Origin of the sequence: Blastococcus haudaquaticus, from assembly GCF_900230285.1 — a bacterium.
Classification (GTDB): domain Bacteria; phylum Actinomycetota; class Actinomycetes; order Mycobacteriales; family Geodermatophilaceae; genus Blastococcus_B; species Blastococcus_B haudaquaticus.
Window position 1 is genome coordinate 846,265 of record NZ_OCNK01000002.1, and the last position, 18,265, is coordinate 864,529.

At 72.6% G+C, this 18,265-nt stretch carries 18 protein-coding genes; 14 read left to right on the forward strand and 4 right to left on the reverse strand.

Annotation, left to right across the window (positions count from 1 at the left end; genetic code table 11):
• Positions 1–27: 27 nt before the first annotated feature.
• The 4 genes from CRP30_RS10700 to CRP30_RS10715 all read left to right on the forward strand — a co-directional run bounded on the left by CRP30_RS10700 (position 28) and on the right by CRP30_RS10715 (position 5,778).
• On the forward strand, positions 28–1,407 hold the full coding sequence (locus CRP30_RS10700; protein WP_097183881.1) for an RNA polymerase sigma factor: 1,380 nt from the start codon (positions 28–30) through the stop codon (positions 1,405–1,407).
• 528 nt (positions 1,408–1,935) lie between these two features.
• Positions 1,936–2,160: a DUF7455 domain-containing protein gene (locus CRP30_RS10705; protein ID WP_092201296.1), complete on the forward strand. Its 225-nt coding sequence runs from the start codon at positions 1,936–1,938 to the stop codon at positions 2,158–2,160.
• 145 nt (positions 2,161–2,305) lie between these two features.
• A complete protein-coding gene (locus CRP30_RS10710; RefSeq protein WP_235003314.1) occupies positions 2,306–4,588 on the forward strand; it encodes a VanW family protein in 2,283 nt (760 codons plus the stop codon).
• Positions 4,589–4,671: 83 nt separating this feature from the next.
• Positions 4,672–5,778: a YihY/virulence factor BrkB family protein gene (locus tag CRP30_RS10715; protein ID WP_097183882.1), complete on the forward strand. Its 1,107-nt coding sequence runs from the start codon at positions 4,672–4,674 to the stop codon at positions 5,776–5,778.
• 77 nt (positions 5,779–5,855) lie between these two features.
• Here CRP30_RS10715 and CRP30_RS10720 read toward each other — a convergent pair whose 3' ends face one another.
• The gene (locus CRP30_RS10720) at positions 5,856–6,086 is read right to left on the reverse strand and encodes a DUF3039 domain-containing protein (RefSeq protein WP_097183883.1); all 231 of its coding nucleotides are present in this window, start codon (positions 6,084–6,086) and stop codon (positions 5,856–5,858) included.
• Positions 6,087–6,136: 50 nt separating this feature from the next.
• Here CRP30_RS10720 and CRP30_RS10725 point away from each other — a divergent pair, with 50 nt between their 5' ends.
• From CRP30_RS10725 to CRP30_RS10750, 6 genes are all read left to right on the forward strand, one after another.
• Positions 6,137–7,072, forward strand: a complete 936-nt coding sequence (locus CRP30_RS10725; protein WP_097183884.1) for a pseudouridine-5'-phosphate glycosidase — start codon at positions 6,137–6,139, stop codon at positions 7,070–7,072.
• Positions 7,069–7,953, forward strand: coding sequence for a carbohydrate kinase family protein (locus tag CRP30_RS10730; protein WP_097183885.1), 885 nt, complete (start codon positions 7,069–7,071; stop codon positions 7,951–7,953). Before CRP30_RS10725 ends, CRP30_RS10730 begins: the two co-directional genes overlap by 4 nt.
• 175 nt (positions 7,954–8,128) lie before the next feature.
• A complete protein-coding gene (locus CRP30_RS10735; protein ID WP_097183886.1) occupies positions 8,129–9,157 on the forward strand; it encodes an iron-siderophore ABC transporter substrate-binding protein in 1,029 nt (342 codons plus the stop codon).
• 10 nt (positions 9,158–9,167) lie between these two features.
• Entirely contained in the window at positions 9,168–10,229 is a 1,062-nt protein-coding gene (locus CRP30_RS10740; RefSeq protein WP_097183887.1) for a FecCD family ABC transporter permease, read from the forward strand.
• Positions 10,226–11,278: a FecCD family ABC transporter permease gene (locus CRP30_RS10745; RefSeq protein ID WP_097183888.1), complete on the forward strand. Its 1,053-nt coding sequence runs from the start codon at positions 10,226–10,228 to the stop codon at positions 11,276–11,278. The genes CRP30_RS10740 and CRP30_RS10745 overlap by 4 nt, the downstream gene beginning before the upstream one ends.
• A 52-nt stretch (positions 11,279–11,330) precedes the next feature.
• On the forward strand, positions 11,331–12,170 hold the full coding sequence (locus tag CRP30_RS10750) for an ABC transporter ATP-binding protein (RefSeq protein WP_097183889.1): 840 nt from the start codon (positions 11,331–11,333) through the stop codon (positions 12,168–12,170).
• Positions 12,171–12,185: 15 nt separating this feature from the next.
• Here the strand turns inward: CRP30_RS10750 and CRP30_RS10755 are convergent, their stop codons facing one another.
• Together CRP30_RS10755 and CRP30_RS10760 are read right to left on the reverse strand one after the other, a co-directional pair.
• Entirely contained in the window at positions 12,186–12,518 is a 333-nt protein-coding gene (locus CRP30_RS10755; protein ID WP_200814659.1) for a DUF3099 domain-containing protein, read from the reverse strand.
• Positions 12,519–12,621: 103 nt separating this feature from the next.
• Positions 12,622–13,203 (reverse strand): HhH-GPD-type base excision DNA repair protein, encoded by a 582-nt coding sequence (locus CRP30_RS10760; protein WP_097183891.1) that lies wholly within the window; start codon positions 13,201–13,203, stop codon positions 12,622–12,624.
• Positions 13,204–13,321: 118 nt separating this feature from the next.
• Between CRP30_RS10760 and CRP30_RS10765 the strand changes: the two genes are divergently transcribed.
• Both CRP30_RS10765 and katG read left to right on the forward strand, forming a co-directional pair.
• Positions 13,322–13,744 (forward strand): Fur family transcriptional regulator, encoded by a 423-nt coding sequence (locus CRP30_RS10765; RefSeq protein ID WP_235003316.1) that lies wholly within the window; start codon positions 13,322–13,324, stop codon positions 13,742–13,744.
• Positions 13,745–13,795: 51 nt separating this feature from the next.
• A complete protein-coding gene (gene katG, locus CRP30_RS10770; RefSeq protein WP_097183893.1) occupies positions 13,796–16,015 on the forward strand; it encodes a catalase/peroxidase HPI in 2,220 nt (739 codons plus the stop codon).
• A gap of 73 nt (positions 16,016–16,088) precedes the next feature.
• On the opposite strand, the gene CRP30_RS10775 is transcribed toward katG, so the two are convergent.
• Entirely contained in the window at positions 16,089–16,439 is a 351-nt protein-coding gene (locus tag CRP30_RS10775) for an STAS domain-containing protein (protein ID WP_097183894.1), read from the reverse strand.
• A gap of 157 nt (positions 16,440–16,596) precedes the next feature.
• Here CRP30_RS10775 and dtd point away from each other — a divergent pair, with 157 nt between their 5' ends.
• Together dtd and sigB are read left to right on the forward strand one after the other, a co-directional pair.
• Complete coding sequence (gene dtd / locus CRP30_RS10780; protein WP_369406762.1) at positions 16,597–17,016, forward strand: D-aminoacyl-tRNA deacylase; 420 nt, start codon at positions 16,597–16,599, stop codon at positions 17,014–17,016.
• A gap of 246 nt (positions 17,017–17,262) precedes the next feature.
• The gene (sigB, locus tag CRP30_RS10785; protein ID WP_097183896.1) at positions 17,263–18,249 is read left to right on the forward strand and encodes an RNA polymerase sigma factor SigB; all 987 of its coding nucleotides are present in this window, start codon (positions 17,263–17,265) and stop codon (positions 18,247–18,249) included.
• Positions 18,250–18,265: the final 16 nt, after the last annotated feature.

Consider the following 18,265-nt stretch of genomic DNA (forward strand, 5'->3'; position numbering starts at 1 on the left):
ACGAACCCAGCACGGGAAGGAACCTGAGTGCCCGCCGACCAGCCAGCACCGGAAGCAGCCGACGCGAGCACCTCGAAGCGCTCCGTAGCCGCCACCGGTACCCGGGCGCCGCGGACCAGCGCCGCGGCAGCCAAGACGGCGAAGACGACGGTCACGGCCGCCGCGGATCCGGCCGAGAAGCCGGCGCCCCGGAAGAGGGCCCCGGCGAAGACCGCCGGCGCCAAGGCCAAGCCGGCCGTCGTCCCCTCCCCCGGGAGCGGTGAGGGCACCGTGCTGACCGCCGTCGCGGCCGACGGCTCGACCGTCGCCGTGGTCGATGCCGGCCCCGAGGGCCTCAAGCTCGACGAGACGGTCGTGACCGGCAAGGACGGCGTCGTCGTCGCTCCCGTCGAGGAGGATGCCCCCGAGGCCGAGGCCGGCTTCGAGTGGGACGACGAGGAGGAGTCCGAGGCGCTCCGGCAGGCCCGCAAGGACGCCGAGCTCACCGCCTCGGCCGACTCCGTCCGCGCCTACCTCAAGCAGATCGGCAAGGTCGCGCTGCTCAACGCCGAGGAGGAGGTCGACCTCGCCAAGCGCATCGAGGCCGGGCTCTACGGCTCCGAGCGGCTGCGCCAGGTCGAGGAGGAGGGCCAGAAGATCTCGCCGCAGATGCGCCGGGACCTCAACTGGATCGTCCGTGACGGCGAGCGCGCCAAGAACCACCTGCTCGAGGCCAACCTCCGCCTCGTGGTCTCCCTCGCCAAGCGCTACACCGGTCGCGGCATGGCGTTCCTGGACCTGATCCAGGAGGGCAACCTCGGTCTGATCCGCGCGGTGGAGAAGTTCGACTACACCAAGGGCTACAAGTTCTCGACCTACGCGACGTGGTGGATCCGCCAGGCCATCACCCGCGCCATGGCCGACCAGGCCCGCACCATCCGCATCCCGGTGCACATGGTCGAGGTCATCAACAAGCTCGGGCGCATCCAGCGGGAGCTGCTCCAGGACCTGGGCCGCGAGCCCACCCCGGAGGAGCTCGCCAAGGAGATGGACATCACCCCGGACAAGGTGCTGGAGATCCAGCAGTACGCCCGGGAGCCGATCAGCCTCGACCAGACCATCGGCGACGAGGGCGACAGCCAGCTCGGTGACTTCATCGAGGACTCCGAAGCCGTCGTCGCGGTCGACGCGGTCAGCTTCACCCTCATGCAGGACCAGCTGACCAGCGTGCTGCAGACGCTGTCGGAGCGGGAAGCCGGCGTCGTGCGCCTGCGCTTCGGCCTCACCGACGGTCAGCCGCGCACCCTCGACGAGATCGGGCAGGTCTACGGGGTGACCCGTGAGCGGATCCGCCAGATCGAGTCGAAGACGATGAGCAAGCTGCGCCACCCCAGCCGCTCCCAGGTCCTGCGCGACTACCTGGACTGAAAAAGGACCCCGTCCCTCTCACCCCTCGCACGCTCGGGGCGAGCCTCCGGACGGGGCCGCACGAGGGCCCGGATCGCGACAGCGGTCCGGGCCCTCGCCGTCGTCCCGGTCGCCCGCTCCGCCGGCCGGATGAGCAGTCGTGGTCGCCCGCCTCGGCGGGTCGGCGCGTGTCGGCGACCTCGACTGCCCACTCGTGCGGGTCACAGTTCGGTCGCGGACGTCACCCGGAGGGGCGGGCGCCGGTGTATGCCGACACGTGTCGGGTAGACGGCGTAGCGTGGGACACGTCAGAACAGCAGCGGACCCACGGTCGGTCGGCACCCAGCCGTCCGGCAGATCGACCAGCACCACAGTCCACCCCAGTGACGTCCCCTGCTGAACCCGCTCCGCCAGGCCCGGCGTGTTACGGACTCATCTCTTTCGGCGAGTCCGCGACGATCCGGGTCGGAACGGGAATCCGAGGGGCCATCCTGGCGCTGTGCAGGAGGCCGATCCGCAGCCGCGGGTCCGTGCGGTAGAGAGCGAGTGATGAGCCAGATGACCCAGACGCTGACGTCGACCCCGCCCACCGATGACCTCGTCGTCCCGTTCCACTGCGACCGCTGTGGAGCCCTGGCAAAGGTTCGTGTCGTTCTCGCGAGCGGTAGCGACCTGGTTTTCTGCGGGCACCACGCCCGTGAGTACGAGAGCAAGCTGCGTGACATTGCCGTCGACATCATCGACACGGATGGCGAGCAGCGCGTTACTGCATGAGTAAGGGGATATCGTCGCGCCCGCGATGACCGCCTCATACGACGACGACGCCGCCGCGTCCTCCACCCCGCCTCGCGCGGAGGGAGGGCCGGCGGCTTCGTCGTTCCCGGGGACCACCGGTCGACGGACACCGGAGGAATCCCCCATGCCCCAGCACCCCGCGACACCGGACGACACGGTGCACGACGACGCGCTGCACGACGACGCGCTGCACGACGACACGGTGCACGACGTGCACGACGTGCACGACGCGACCGTGCGCATGCGCCCCGACGGAGCGGGCGGACGGCCCACGCCCGAGCCGTCGCCCGAGCCGCCCCTCGAGCCGTCGCCCGAGCCGTCGCCCGAGCCGTTGCATCAGCAGACCCGGTCGGTACCGGTCGAGGACCACGAGGACACCCGCCCGGTCACCCGGGACTGGCTGCTCGGCGCCCCCGACACGGGCTCGCAGCCGGTCGCGGGGCCCGCCCAGGAGGAGGACCGCAGCACCCAGGCGCTCGACTACTCCGACCCCGGGCGCCCCGACGAGGACCGCAGCACCCAGGCACTCGACTGGTCCGGGGCCGGGCGTCCCGACGACGAGACCTCCCTGCCGACCACACCGGTGGAGACGCTCCTCCGCGAGGACGGCGCGTCCGGCCCCCAGACCCCCAGCGGCCCTCCCCCGGGCGACGAGCCGCCGGCTGACGGCCCGCGCGGCCCCTGGTGGCGCCGTCGGGCGGTGTTGGTCCCGGCTGGCGCGGTCGTCGTCCTCGCCGCCGCCTACGGCGCGGACCTGCTCATCGCCTCCGGCGACATCCCGCGGTCGACCACGGTGGCCGGCGTGGACATCGGGGGCCTCTCCCCCGCCGCTGCCTCCGAGGTCCTCGAGGAGGAGCTCGCCCCCCGGGTGAACGCCGAGCACCAGGTGCGCGCCGGCGACGTGACTGCGCCGTTCTCGCCGCTGACGGCCGGGATCACGCTCGACGTGGGTGCGACCATCGACTCCGCCGACGACCAGCCGCTCAACCCGTGGACGCGGGTGACGACGCTGTTCAGCGACCGCGACGTCGAGCCGACCTTCACCGGCGAGGAGACCGCGCTGGGCGCGCAGATCGACGCGCTGGCCGAGCAGGTCGACCGGGCGCCCGTCGACGCGTCCATCGTCATCGAGGACGCGACCCCTGCGGTGACGGAGCCGGCCGACGGCCGCGCGCTGGACCGCGACGGCACCGCCGAGGCCGTGTTCGCCGCCCTCCGCTCCGGCGCCGACCCCAGCACCCCGATCGACGTGCCCGTCGACGTGACGCCTGTGAACGTCGACCGGGCGGAGGCACAGCGCGTCCTGGACGAGACCGTGACGCCCGCCCTCTCGGCGCCGGTCACCGTGTCCACCCAGGAGAGCAGCGACACCGCCGAGGTGTCGGTGGAGGCCATCGCCGCGTCGCTGACCTTCACCCCGCAGGAGGACGGCGTCCTCGCGGTGGCCGTGGACCCCGTCGCGCTGCAGACGGCCCTGGGCGACGAGCTCGCGGTCTTCGGCAGCGGAGCCGAGGACGCCCGCTTCGACGTCTCCGGCGGTGCGGTGACCATCGTCCCGTCCGTCGACGGCACGGGCGTCGCCCCGACGACGCTGGCCGAGCAGCTCCTGCCCGTCCTCACCCAGCCGGAGCCGCGGACGGTCACCGCCCAGCTCGGACCGGTGCCCGCCGACTTCACCACCGAGGAGGCCCAGGCGCTGGGCATCAAGGAGGAGATCGGCAGCTTCACCACCAACATCGGCAACGCGGCCAGTGGCACCAACATCCGGGTGGTCGCCGAGGAGGTCGACGGCGCGGTCGTCATGCCGGGCGAGACGTTCAGCCTCAACGGCTTCACCGGGCCCCGCGGGCTGGCGCAGGGCTACGTCGAGGCCGGCGTCATCAACAACGGCACGTTCACGACCGCGGTGGGCGGCGGGATCAGCCAGTTCGCCACCACGATGTTCAACGCCGTCTTCTTCTCCGGCATGGAGGACGTGTTCCACAAGCCGCACAGCTACTACATCAGCCGGTATCCGGCCGGCCGCGAGGCGACGGTCTACTACGACTCGATCGACCTGAAGTGGCGCAACGACAGCGACACCGGCGTCTACATCGACACCGCGTGGACGCCCGGCACGATCACCGTCACGTTCTACGGGACCAAGCGGTACGAGATCGAGTCGGTCAGCAGCGACCGGTTCAACCAGCGCAGCCCGGTCGTCCAGGAGAAGCCGGACGACGGCACCTGCAAGGCCCAGGGCGGGTCCACGGGCTTCGACATCACCGTGACCCGGATCTTCCGTGACCTCTCCTCGGGCGCGGAGGTGAAGCGGGAGAACTTCCAGACCCGCTACGCCGCCGAGCCGGTGATCCGGTGCATCGCGGCGCCGGAACCCGAGGCGCCCCCGGCGACGCCGGGCGGCTGACCCGTCCCCCGACCGAGCGACCGGCCGACCGTTCCGGCCGCGGGAGAACGGCCCGAGGGGTACCGGACGTGCACACTGGGCGGATGAGCACCGTCCTGCCCAGTGGCATTCCGGCGCGCGCCGGGGAGCCGGGCACGGACGAGGACGACGCCGCACCTCCGGTGGTGCCCGCGCCCGTACATGTCCCGGGCAGGGGCTCCGGGGCCACGGACGACGGCGGCGACGAGGGTCCGGGCGGCCGGTTGGCGCGCTGGCCGGCCGCGGTGCGCGTCCCCCTCGAGGTCCTGGGCCGGACGCTGGCGAAGGCGTGGCAGGACCGGATCCTGGGGCTGTCGGCGGAGGCCGCGTTCTGGCAGATCCTCTCGGTCCCGCCGTTGCTGATCGGGCTGCTCGGCTCGCTGGGCTACCTCGGCTCGCTGATCGGCGGCGAGGCGGTCCGCGAGATCGAGGAGCAGCTGCTCGCCGCCTCGGCTCAGGTGCTCACCGACGACGTCGTCGACGACCTCGTCGCCCCGACGCTGTCGGACATCCTCGGCTCGGGGCGGCTGGAGGTGGTCAGCGTCGGTTTCCTGGTAGCGCTCTGGGCCGGCTCGTCGGCCACGGCGACCTTCATGAACACGATCGTCATCGCCTACGACCAGCGCGACGTGCGCGGTCCCATCCGGACCCGCCTCAAGGCCCTCTGGCTGTTCGTCGTCGGCATGTTCATGGCCGTGCTCACGCTGCCGCTGCTGGTGCTCGGCCGCGAGGTCCTGGTGGGCCTCATGCCCGCCGACTGGCAGTCGACCGGCACGACGCTCGTCAACGCCGTCTACTGGCCCGTGGTCGTGATCGGGCTGCTCCTCGCGCTCACGAGCTTCTACCACGTGGTGCTGCCGAACCGGCTGCCGTGGCGACGGCACCTGCCGGGCACGCTGCTGGCCACCGGGTTCTTCCTGATCGCGGCCCTGCTGCTGCGGAGCTACGTCGCCGACGTCCTGATCACCGCGCTGCCGTACGGCGCCCTGGCGGCACCCATCGGGGCGCTGCTGTTCTGCTTCTTCTTCGGCATGGCGGTGCTGCTCGGGGCGGAGCTGAACGCCACCATCCAGGCCCGCTGGCCGGCTCCGCTGCGGCGCCACGACCGGCGCCGTCGCGAGCGGCGGGCCGCCAAGCTCGAGCGGGAAGCCCGCCGCCTCGGCCTGCTGTGACATTGCGATCCTCCGGACCGCCGGCCCCGCTGCAGGGGCCCGCCGCGAGCTTGCGAGTGGTGGGGGCAGTGGGGTCCTTACCCCTTCTTCATCTGGTTGTAGATCTCCTTGCAGGCCGGGCACACCGGGCTGCCGGGCTTCGGTGTCTTGGTCACCGGGAAGACCTCGCCGCACAGGGCCTCGACCATCGTGCCCATGACGGCACTTTCGGCGATCTTGTTCTTCCGCACGTAGTGGAAGACCTCGTTGGCGCTGCCGGTGTCGGCGTCGCGGACGTCCGGGCGCTCGAGGATGTCGCTGCTGCTCATGGGTCCACTCCCGTGCTCGGCGGCTTCAGTGCGCCCACCATGATGACAGGGTGCATCCCTCCCCCCGTGATCTTTCCGCCGGAACCGTCCTCTCCCCCGAGGTCGCCGACGCGCTGGGCGGTGGCCGGCCCGTCGTGGCGCTGGAGAGCACACTGCTCGCCCACGGGCTGCCCCGGCCGGACAACCGGGCCGCCGCCGACGACGTCGAGGCGGCCGTCCGTGCGGGCGGCGCGGTGCCCGCGACCATCGCCGTCCTGGACGGTGTCCCGCACGTCGGGCTGACGGCCGCCGAGGTCGACCGCGTCTGCGCCGACCCCGACCTGGCCAAGCTCGGTGTCCGCGACCTGCCCGTCGCCGCCGCGCTCGGGCTCAGCGGCGCCACCACCGTCTCCAGCACCGCACTGCTCGCCGCCGCCGCCGGCATCGGCGTCTTCGCCACGGGCGGCCTCGGTGGCGTCCACCGGCAGTCGGTCGACACCTTCGACGAGTCGGCGGACCTGACGGCGCTCTCGCGCACGTCGCTGGTCGTCGTCTGCGCCGGGGTCAAGTCGATCCTCGACGTGCCGGCGACCCTGGAGCGGCTGGAGTCGCTGTCGGTCACCGTGATCGGCTACCGGACGACGACCTTCCCCGGGTTCTACGTGGCGGACTCCGGGTCGACCCTCGACTGGTCGGTCGCCGATGCCGCCGAGGCCGCCCGGGTCTTCGCCGCCCGTCGCGAGCTCGCCCCCGGCGCTGTGGTGGTCGCCAACCCGCTGCCGCTGGACGAGCAGCTCGACCCCGCGCTGCACGACCGCGTGATCGCCGGCGCGCTCACCGCCGCCGACGAGGCCGGTGTGCGGGGCAAGGACGTGACGCCGTTCGTGCTCGACCACCTGCACCGGGCCAGCGAGGGGGCCACCCTGGCGGTCAACGTGCGGCTGGTGCTGCGCAACGCCGAGCTCGCCGGGCAGATCGCGGCGGCCCTGGCGGGGGTGGCCCGCTGAGCGACCGCCCGTGGGTCGTCGTCGTCGGGGACGTCGCGACCGACGTCGTCGTGGTCCTGTCCGGGCAGCCGGCACCGGGCTCGGACCGGCCGGCGGCGATCCGGACCCGCGGGGGTGGCGCCGGCGCGAACGTCGCGGCGCACCTCGCCCGGCAGGGCGTGCCGGTGGCCCTCGTCGGGTGCGTCGGCGACGACGCGGCGGCGCTCGGCCTGGCCGCGGAGCTGTCCGCCGCCGGGGTCGGGCTGCTGCTGCGCACTGTCCCGGGTGCTGCCACCGGCACGATCGTCAGCCTGGTCGAGCCCGGCGGGCAGCGCAGCATGCTGGCCGACCGGGGGGCGAACCTGCAGCTGCGACCGGACGACGTCCCGCCTCCGGTGGATGGTCAGCACCTGCACCTGTCCGGCTACACGCTGCTGGACCCGGGCCCCCGGACCGCCGGCCTCACGGCGCTGGTCGCGGCTGCCGACGCGGGGTGCACCGTCTCGCTGGACCCGGCCTCGACCGGTCCGCTGACCGCGTACGGGGTGGACCGCTGGCTGGCCGACACGGCCCGCGCCACCGTCCTGCTGCCCAACGAGGACGAGGCGCTACTGCTGACCGGGTGCGCCGATGCGGAGGCCGCGGCGCGGACGCTGGCCGCGCGGCACCCCGTCGTCGCGGTGAGCCTCGGGGCCGACGGCGCGCTGTGGGCATCCGGGGACGTCCTGGTGCACCGGCCCGCGCATCCGACCGAGGTCGTCGACACCACCGGGGCGGGCGACGCCTTCGCCGCGGGACTGCTGGCGGCATGGCTCCCCGATCCGCAGGTCGACCCGGCGGACGCGCTGGACGCCGGGCTCGCGTGCGCCGCCGAGGTCGTGCGTCGGCCGGGCGCCCGCTGAGATCCGGGCCACATCTCCCATCGTGACGTGATCGTGATTGTTCCCGGCGTCGTTGACGATCTAGGTTAGGCAAGCCTCACCTCAATCACTCGAACGGCGACGGCGACGCCTGCGGGCGTCCGCCGCCCAGGGCGGGCTGTCCCGGACAGCGCCGCCCGGAACCTGGAAGGACACCATGCGCCGCGCATCACGACTGGTCGCTCTCTCGACGGCCGCGCTCCTGGCCGGAGGGCTTGCCGCCTGCGGGTCGGACTCCGCGGCCTCCGACGACGAGGCGGCCGGCTCCGGCGACTTCGCCCCGGTGACCATCGAGCACGCCTTCGGCACCACGACGATCGACGCCAAGCCCGAGCGCGTGGCGACGGTGCAGTGGGCCAACCACGAGGTCCCGCTGGCCCTCGGCGTCGTCCCGGTCGGCATGGCCGCGGCCAACTTCGGCGACGACGACGGCGACGGGCTGCTGCCCTGGGTGAGCGAGCGGCTCGAGGAGCTGGACGCCGAGACGCCGGTGCTGTTCGACGAGACCGACGGGATCGACTTCGAGGCGGTCGCGGACACCGAGCCCGACGTCATCCTGGCCGGGTACTCCGGGCTGACCCAGGAGGACTACGACACGCTGAGCGAGATCGCGCCCGTCGTGGCCTACCCGGAGGCGCCCTGGGCGACCCCGTGGCGCGAGATGATCCAGATCAACGCCGAGGGCATGGGCATGGCGGCGGAGGGCGAGGAGCTCGTCGCCGACCTGGAGCAGGAGATCGCGGACACCGTCGCCGAGCACCCGCAGCTCGCCGGCGCGTCGACGATGTTCCTGACGCACGTGGACACCGCCGACCTCAGCGAGGTCAGCTACTACACGCCGTTCGACACCCGGAGCGCCTTCTTCGAGGACCTCGGTCTGGCCACCCCGGCGAGCATCGAGGCGGCCTCGACCGACCCGGAGCAGTTCTCGGGCGAGATCAGCGCCGAGCAGATCGACACGCTGGACGACGTGCAGATCATCGTGACGTACGGCGACCAGGAGCTGGTCGACGCGCTCTCGGCGGACCCGCTGCTGTCGCAGATGCCCGCCGTCCGCAACGGCGCGATCGTGCTGCTCCCCGACACCCCGCTGGGCACCGCTGCCAACCCCACGCCGCTGGCCATCTCGTGGGTGCTCGAGGACTACGTCACCCTGCTCGCCGAGGCAGCTGACAAGGCTGCATGACGGCCACCCGGTGACGCAGGTCGACACCGTCCCGGCCCCGGGCGCCGCCCCCGCGCAGCGCCCGGGGCCGGTGCGGCGCCCGGGGTCGGTCCGCGTGCTGTGGCTCCTGGTCGTCGTCGCGGTCCTGGCCGCGCTCCTGGCCGCCTCGGTGGCCGTGGGCTCGCGCGCGGTGGGGTGGTCGGAGATCCTCGCCGCCCTGGGCGGCTCGCAGGAGACCATCGGCGAGGCCGCCGTGACCAAGCGGATCCCGCGCACGGTGCTGGCGGCGGTCGTCGGCGCGGCGCTCGGGCTCTCCGGGGCCGTCATGCAGGGCGTCACCCGCAACCCGCTGGCCGACCCGGGCGTCCTGGGGATCAACATGGGCGCCTCGCTCGCCGTCGTCGTCGGCCTGGCGTGGCTCGGGCTGTCCTCGGCCACGGCCATCGTCTGGACGGCGATCCTCGGCGCCGCCCTTGCGGCGGTGTTCGTCTACGCGGTCGGGTCCCTGGGCCGGGGCGGTCCCACGCCGCTCAAGCTCGCGCTGGCCGGGACTGCGACGTCGGCCGCCCTCGTCTCGTTCGTCACCGCCGTCGCCCTCCCCCGCGGCGACATCGCCGAGAGCATCCAGTCGTGGGAGATCGGTGGTGTCGGCGGCGCCAGCTTCCGCGGCCTGGGGTCCGTCGCGCCGTTCCTCGTCGTCGGGTTCGCCGTCAGCCTGCTGTCCGCCCGGGCGCTGAACTCCCTGGCCCTCGGTGACGAGCTCGCCGCCGGCCTCGGCGAGCGCGTCGTCCTCGCGCGGGGTGTCGCGGCCCTGGGCTCCGTCCTGCTCTGCGGCGCCGCCACCGCGATCGCCGGTCCCATCGGGTTCGTCGGGCTCGTCGTCCCGCACGTCTGCCGGCTGCTCGTGGGAGTCGACCACCGGTGGCTGCTGCCGTTCACGGCCCTCACCGGCGCGTGCCTGCTCATCGCCTCCGACGTGCTCGGGCGCATCGTCGCCCGCCCGGACGAGATCGACGTCGGCATCATCACCGCGCTGATCGGCGCCCCGTTCTTCATCTACATCGTCCGCCGGCAGAAGGTGCGGGAGCTGTGACCGCCGTCGTCACCCCGCCGCCGTCGTCGGTCGACGCGGTCGCCCGGTACCGCGTGCGCCGGGCCGCCCGCCGGCGTCTGGTGATCACCGTCCTGGCCGTGCTCGTCGTGGTCGTGTTCGCGGCCTCCCTGATGATCGGCCGGACCTTCTACCCGCCCGGCGACGTGATCCGGGTGGTGCTCGGCCAGGAGGTGCCGGGTGCCACCTTCACCGTCGGCCGGCTGCGGCTGCCCCGCGCGGTCCTCGCGGTCGTGGCCGGGCTCAGCTTCGGCCTGGCCGGCGTCACCTTCCAGACGATGCTGCGCAACGCCCTGGCCAGCCCCGACGTCATCGGCATCACCTCGGGAGCGGGCGCGGCGGCGGTGTTCGCGATCGTCTTCCTGGGCTGGAGCGGGACCGCCGTGTCGGTGACCGCCATCCTCGCCGCCCTGGGTGTGGCACTGGTGATGTACGGGCTCGCGTTCACCGACGGCGTGGTCGGCACGCGCCTGATCCTCATCGGCATCGGCATCGCCGCGATGGGGAGGAGCGTCACCTCCTACGTCCTGTCCGAGGCCGGGGCGTGGGACTTCGCCGAGGCGTTGCGGTGGCTGACCGGCAGCCTCAACGGCAGCACGTGGGAGGCCACCGTCCCGGCGCTGGTCGCGCTCGTGGTGCTGGCACCCGTGCTGCTCGCGCTGACGCGGCAGCTCTCCGCGCTGCAGCTCGGTGACGACACCGCGTCCGCGCTCGGCATCCGCGTCGACCGCACCCGCGTCCTCGCGATCGTCGCCGCGGTCGGGCTGCTGGCCTTCGCCACCGCGGCGTGTGGTCCGATCGCCTTCGTGTCCTTCCTCGCCGGTCCCATCGCCGCCCGGATCGTCGGGCCGAACGGTTCGCTGCTCGTCCCCGCCGCCCTCGTCGGCGCGCTGCTGGTGCTCGTCGCCGACCTCGTCGGCCAGTTCGCCCTCGGCAGCCGGTTCCCCGTCGGCGTCGTCACCGGCGTGCTCGGGGCGCCGTACCTCATCTACCTGATCGTGCGGACGAACCGCGCAGGAGGATCACTGTGAGCGGCTCTGCTGACCTGGCGGCTCCGCCGCACACGCGCGAACGGGGGGCACTGTGAGCGCCACGCACAGGCTCGCCGCCGAGGGCCTCACGCTCGCGTACGGCGAGCGCGCCGTCATCGAGGACCTGGACCTGGCCGTGCCCCACGGACGCATCACGGCGATCGTCGGCGCGAACGCGTGCGGCAAGTCGACGCTGCTTCGGTCGATGTCGCGCCTGCTCGCCCCCCGCGGCGGCCAGGTGGTGCTGGACGGCCGCTCGGTGCACCGGCTGCCGGCCAAGGAGCTGGCCCGGACGCTGGGTCTGCTGCCCCAGTCGCCGATCGCCCCCGAGGGCATCACCGTGGCCGACCTGGTCGGTCGCGGCCGGCACCCGCACCAGGGGATGTTCTCGCGCTGGAAGCGGGAGGACGACGTGGCCGTGGCGGCGGCCCTGGAGGCGACGCAGACGACGGAGCTGGCCGAACGCGCCGTCGACGAGCTCTCCGGTGGTCAGCGCCAGCGGGTGTGGATCGCGATGGCCCTGGCCCAGCAGACCGACGTCCTGCTGCTGGACGAGCCGACGACGTTCCTGGACGTGAGCCACCAGATCGAGGTCCTGGACCTGCTGACCGACCTCAACCGCACACGCGGCACGACCGTCGTGATGGTCCTGCACGACCTGAACATGGCCGCCCGCTACGCCGACCACCTCGTCGCGCTGGCCGGCGGTCGGGTGCACGCCGCCGGCGCACCCGACCACGTCCTCACCGAGGAGACGGTGCGCGCGGTGTTCGGGCTGGAGTGCCGGGTCGTGGTGGACCCCACGTCCGGTCGGCCGCTGATGCTCCCGATCGGCCGGCACCACATGACCGCGCCTGCCGAGGCGCTCGCGGCCGGCGAACCGATCTCCTGATCTGCAGAAGGGGTGTCAGCCGTCGATGACGCGGGTCGGGCGGCTCTCCAGGACACGGTCGGGCCGGGCGTCGTAACGGTGCACGTCGACCCGCTTCTTCGGGGGCCGGTCGTTGGCCATGAGGACGGCGATCCAGGGCAGGACCGTCCCGAGGAAGGCGAAGATCAGCATCAGCCAGACGACCTGGTAGAAGGCCGCGGCCAGAACGATGAAGACAGCGCGGATCCCCATGGTGATGGCGTACCGCTTCTTCCGGAACGCGTGCTGCTCGGCCAGGCTCGGCTCGGCCTCGGTGATGAGCAGGGGCTCCGACCGGCGCTGACGTGGGAACTGCTGGCTCGAGGCCACGGGCTCCATCCCTCCACGACCGTGCGCCCCGGGTACTCCCGGAGCGGTGCACGGTGCACAACCCATCGTGCCACCGAGATGGGTCCGACGCTGCTGCCTCCCGCTACTTCGCGGACTTCTTGGCCGCCTGCTTCTGCTCCTGCTTGAACGCGCGGACCTCGGTCAGCGACTCGGGCCCGGTGATGTCGGCGACGGAGCGGCGGGAGCCCTCCTGCCCGTAGTCGCCGGCGGCCTCGCGCCAGCCCGGCGGCGTGACGCCGTACTGCTTGCCGAGCAGGGCGAGGAAGATCTTCGACTTCTGGGCACCGAAGCCCGGCAGCTCGTTCAGGCGCCGGAGCAGGGTGGGTCCGTCGGCAGCATCGGCCCAGAGGTTCTCCGGCCGGCCGCCGTAGCGCTCGACCAGCAGCCGGCACAGCTCCTGCGTCCGTCCGGCCATGGAGCCGGGGTAGCGGTGCAGGGCCGGCGGTCCCTGGAACACGCGGGTCAGCTCGTCCGGGTCGGCGCCGGCGAGGTGCGCGGCGTCCAGGGAGTCGACCCCGAGCCGGTCGGCCAGCAGCCGGGGCGCCCCGAAGGCACGTTCCATCGGGAACTGCTGGTCGAGCAGCATCCCGACGAGCAGGGCGAGCGGGTCGCGGCCGAGCAGGGCGTCGGCCGCAGGATCCTGGGCGATGCGGAGGTCGGGCACGGGGGAAGTGTGCCGCAGCACCACGCGGGGGACGACGCCCGGCCGTGCCTCGGACCAGCCCGTTCCTCGCCCAGCACCATTCTTGACCAGGTCAAGGTTGGCGCGTGAGGATGCCCTCGTGCCCGACTCGGCAGAACTGGAACGCGATCTGCGCGCCGTGGGGCTGCGCGTCACGCGTCCGCGTCTGGCGGTGCTGGACGCCGTCCACGCGCACCCCCACCTCGACACCGAGGCGCTCATCGGCGCGGCCCGCACGCGCCTGGACGCCATCTCCCACCAGGCCGTCTACGACGTCCTGCGGGTGCTCACCGACACCGGCCTCGTGCGGCGCATCCAGCCGCAGGGGTCGGTGGCCCGCTACGAGGCGCGCGTCGGCGACAACCACCACCACCTGGTCTGCCGCGACTGCGGCGCCATCGTCGACGTCGACTGCTCCGTCGGCGCCGCTCCCTGCCTCACCCCGTCCGACGACGCCGGCTTCGTGGTCGACGAGGCCGAGGTCGTCTACTGGGGCCGCTGCCCCGCCTGCGCCACCGCCTGACCCCCGCCTGACCCATCCGCCCTCCGACCCCGACGCTGAGAGAGGCCCCCCGTGAAGGACGAGACCAACAAGGTCCAGACCGACAGCACCAGCGAGAGCGAGAACCCGGCGATCCCGTCGCCGGAGGCGCACACCGACCAGCGGCCGCGCACGAACCGGGACTGGTGGCCCAACCAGGTCGAGCTGTCGGTGCTGAACAAGCCCTCCAGGGACTCCGACCCGCTGGGCGCGGACTTCGACTACAAGGCCGCGTTCGCGACGCTGGACGTCGAAGCGGTCAAGCGCGACCTCGTCCAGGTCATGCGGACCTCGCAGGACTGGTGGCCCGCCGACTGGGGCCACTACGGCCCCCTGTTCATCCGCATGTCGTGGCACGCGGCCGGCACGTACCGCATCGCCGACGGGCGCGGGGGCGGTGGCGAGGGCGGGCAGCGCTTCGCGCCGCTCAACAGCTGGCCGGACAACGCCAACCTCGACAAGGCCCGCCGCCTGCTCCTGCCGATCAAGCAGAAGTACGGCCGCAAGCTCTCCTGGGCCGACCTGCTGGTGCTCGCCGGCAACGTGGCGCACGACGACATGGGCCTGCCGACCTTCGGCTTCGCCTTCGGCCGCGAGGACAACTGGCAGCCGGGCGAGGTCTTCTGGGGCCCGGAGGACACCTGGCTCGGCGACGAGCGCTACGCCGGCGACGACCCGCTGGACCTCGACGAGGGCCCGCTGGCCAACGTCACCATGGGGCTGATCTACGTCAACCCCGAGGGCCCCAAGGGCAAGCCCGACCCGCTGGGCTCCGGGCACGACATCAAGCAGACCTTCCGCCGCATGGGCATGACCGACGAGGAGACCGTCGCCCTCATCGCCGGCGGCCACACCTTCGGCAAGACGCACGGCGCGGGCAACCCCGAGCTGGTCGGCCCGGAGCCCGAGGGCTGCCCGGTGCACGGCAACGGCCTCGGCTGGATCAGCCAGCACGGCACCGGCAAGGGCGCGGACACCATCACCAGCGGCCTCGAGGGCGCCTGGACCCCCACGCCGACGACCTGGGACAACACCTACTGGGAGATGCTGTTCGGCTTCGAGTGGGAGCTCGTCGAGAGCCCGGCGGGCGCCAAGCAGTGGCAGCCGAAGAACCCCGAGGCGCAGGAGCTCGTCCCCGACGCGCACATCGAGGGCAAGAAGAACCCGCCGATGATGTCGACGGCCGACATGGCCCTCGCGGTCGACCCGGAGCTCCGCGCCTACGCCGAGCGATTCCGGGACGACCCGGAGTACTTCGCCGACCAGTACGCCCGTGCCTGGTTCAAGCTGCTGCACCGCGACATGGGCCCGAAGGTCCGCTACCTGGGCCCGGACGTACCGGCAGAGGACCTCATCTGGCAGGACCCGGTCCCGCCGGTCGACCACGAGCTCGTGGGCGAGGCGGAGATCGCCGACCTCAAGCAGCGCCTGCTCTCCTCCGGGCTGACCGTCCCGCAGCTGGTGCACACCGCCTGGTCGGCGGCCGCGTCCTACCGCGGCACGGACAAGCGCGGTGGGGCCAACGGCGCCCGGATCCGGCTCGAGCCGCAGATCAACTGGGCGGCCAACCAGGGCGTCCAGGACGTGCTGCCGGTGCTCGAGCGGGTCAAGGGCGAGTTCGAGCAGCAGACCGGCAAGCGGGTCTCGCTCGCCGACCTGATCGTGCTCGGCGGGAGCGCGGCCGTCGAGAAGGCCGCGGCCGACGCCGGTGTGCAGGTGACGGTGCCCTTCTCCCCGGGGCGGACCGACGCCACGCAGGAGCAGACGGACGTCGACAACTTCCGGTGGTTGGAGACGCGGGCCGACGGCTTCCGCAACTGGATCGCGCCCGGGAGCAAGCTGGCGCCGGAGACGCTGCTGGTCGACAAGGCGTACATGCTCGAGCTGACCGCGAAGGAGATGACGCTGCTCGTCGGCGGCCTGCGGGTGCTCGGCGCCAACACGGGGGGCACGCCGCACGGCGTGTTCACCGACCGGCCGGGAGTCCTCTCGCAGGACTTCTTCCGCAACCTGCTCGACCTGGGCATCTCGTGGCGCACGTCGACCCACACCGACGGCGTGTACGAGGGGCTCGACGCCGACGGCACCGTCGTGCGGACGGCGACCGCGGCCGACCTGGTGTTCAACTCGAACTCGATCCTGCGCGGGATCGTCGAGGTCTACTCGGCCGACGACGCCCAGGAGCTGTTCGTGCGGGACTTCGTCGCCGCCTGGGTCAAGGTGATGGAGCTCGACCGCTACGACCTGCGGTAGTCGCTGGGCCCTCAGACGCCCCGGCCCGCCTCGTGCGGGCCGGGGCGTCTGCGCGTCCCCGCCCGGCGGGCCATCAGCGCGGCGGTTCCTCGGCCTCCGGCCGCAGGAACACGGTGTCTATCCCCGCGAGTTGCAGAGCCCGGTCGATCGGCCGCGAGGACCTGCGCAGCACCGGTCTGCGCCCCGCGGCCGCGGACGCCTCCGCGCAGAGCAGCATGAGCGCCAACCCGGAGGAGCTGATGAAGGTCACGCCACCGGCGTCGATCGCATCGACCACGACCCGCTCCCGCCCCCGGGCGCTGGTGAACCGCGTCGCCACCGCGGTGTCGACGTCCCCGCGCAGGCACAGCACCCGCCGGTCGGCGGCCTCGTCCTCGACCGTGATGGCGCCTGCCGGAGCTCGCTGCTCCCGATCCACGTCCATGAGCCCTCTTCCCCGCCGACTGGGGCCGGCGCGGGCGGAGCCGCCGCCGATGGCTCGACACGCGGGTTCCTCCACCGAAACGGTACGCCGCCCGCGGCTGCGCCTGCACCCCGCGATCCCGGCCTCACGCAGGGAGAATGGTCCGGTGCGTGCGGTGGTGAGCAGGGTGAGTACAGCGGCTGTAACGGTCCACGGCGCGGTCGTGGGCGAGATCGGACCGGGACTGCTGTCACTGGTCGGAGTGGGTCACGCCGACGACGTGGCGGCCGCGCGGGCGCTGGCCCGCAAGGTCCACGAGCTGCGGATCTTCCCGGGGCCGGACGGTGAGGTGTCCGTGGCCGACCTGGGCCTTCCCGTCCTGGTGATCAGCCAGTTCACCCTCTACGCAGACACCCGCAAGGGCCGTCGCCCATCGTGGCAGGACGCGGCTCCTGGCGAGGTGGCCGAGCCGCTGGTCGACGAGGTCGTCGCCGAGCTGCGCCGGCGCGGGTGCACCGTGGCGACCGGCGTCTTCGGTGCGCGGATGCAGGTGTCGTCGGTCAACGAGGGCCCGATGACCCTGCTGCTGGAGGTCTGAGGACGACCGGTCCCGGGTATGCCGCAGTGACCGAAGACACTCCCTGTCGGTTTGCTGTGAACGACCGGATCGCGGAACACGGAAGCCGGTCGGGACCGTTGTGCAGGGCGTACCACATCGGACAGAAGAAGCAGGGACCGGTCCGGACGAGCCGGAAACCGCCCGCATTCACGCCTAGGTGCCCCACGGCCGCCACCGACGACGCCGCGGATGCATCCGAACCGAAGGCAAGGACGAAGACCCATCGTGACGCTGCTGCAGTCTTCCCCCAACGACACCCTCGGGGTGCGCTCACCGCGCCGGGAGCCCGACACCAGCGGACTGGTGTCGACCGACCTCGTGCGCGTCTACCTCAACACCATCGGCAAGACCGCGCTGCTGACCGCCGAGCAGGAGGTCGAGCTCGCCAAGCGGATCGAGGCCGGCCTCTACGCCGACCGCCTGCTTGCCGAGAAGCCCGACCTCACCCCCGCGAAGAAGCGGGACTACAAGATCCTCGCCGTCGACGGCAAGGCCGCCAAGGCGCACCTGCTGGAGGCCAACCTCCGGCTCGTCGTGTCCGTGGCCAAGCGCTACACCGGCCACGGCATGACGTTCCTGGACCTCATCCAGGAGGGGAACGTCGGCCTGATCCGCGCCGTCGAGAAGTTCGACTACACCAAGGGCTTCAAGTTCTCGACCTACGCCACCTGGTGGATCCGTCAGGCGATCACCCGGGCGATGGCCGACTCCGGTCGCACGATCAGGCTGCCCGTCCACCTGGCCGAGCAGGTCAACAAGGTGGTCCGCACCCGGCGCCGCATGCACCAGGAGCTCGAGCGCGAGCCCACCGCCGAGGAGCTGGGCCTCGAGCTCGACCTGCCCGAGGCGCGGATCACCGAACTGCTCGAGTACAGCCGCGACCTGGTCAGCCTCGACCAGACCGTCGGCGCCGACGAGGAGTCCCGGCTCGGTGACTTCATCGAGGACGCCGACGCCGCGGTGGCCGAGGACGCCGTCGCCTTCCAGATGATGAAGGGCGACGTCCGCAACGTCCTCGAGACGCTCGAGGACCGGGAGCGCGACGTCGTCATGATGCGCTTCGGTCTGGACGGCGGTCAGCCCAGGACGCTCGAGCAGATCGGCAAGCAGTTCGGTCTGTCCCGGGAGCGGGTCCGGCAGATCGAGCGCGAGACGATGGCCAAGCTGCGCGACCCGCAGCGCGCCGACGCCCTGCGCGACTATCTCGCCTAGGCACGACGACAGAAGG

Bases quoted from the DNA above. Each gene is read 5' to 3' on its own strand.
- CRP30_RS10735 (WP_097183886.1), top strand. From the start codon at position 8,129: ATGCGCCGCGCATCACGACTGGTCGCTCTCTCGACGGCCGCGCTCCTG.
- CRP30_RS10775 (WP_097183894.1), bottom strand. From the start codon at position 16,439: ATGGACGTGGATCGGGAGCAGCGAGCTCCGGCAGGCGCCATCACGGTC.
- CRP30_RS10710 (WP_235003314.1), top strand. From the start codon at position 2,306: ATGCCCCAGCACCCCGCGACACCGGACGACACGGTGCACGACGACGCG.
- CRP30_RS10705 (WP_092201296.1), top strand. From the start codon at position 1,936: ATGAGCCAGATGACCCAGACGCTGACGTCGACCCCGCCCACCGATGAC.
- CRP30_RS10715 (WP_097183882.1), top strand. From the start codon at position 4,672: ATGAGCACCGTCCTGCCCAGTGGCATTCCGGCGCGCGCCGGGGAGCCG.
- CRP30_RS10720 (WP_097183883.1), bottom strand. From the start codon at position 6,086: ATGAGCAGCAGCGACATCCTCGAGCGCCCGGACGTCCGCGACGCCGAC.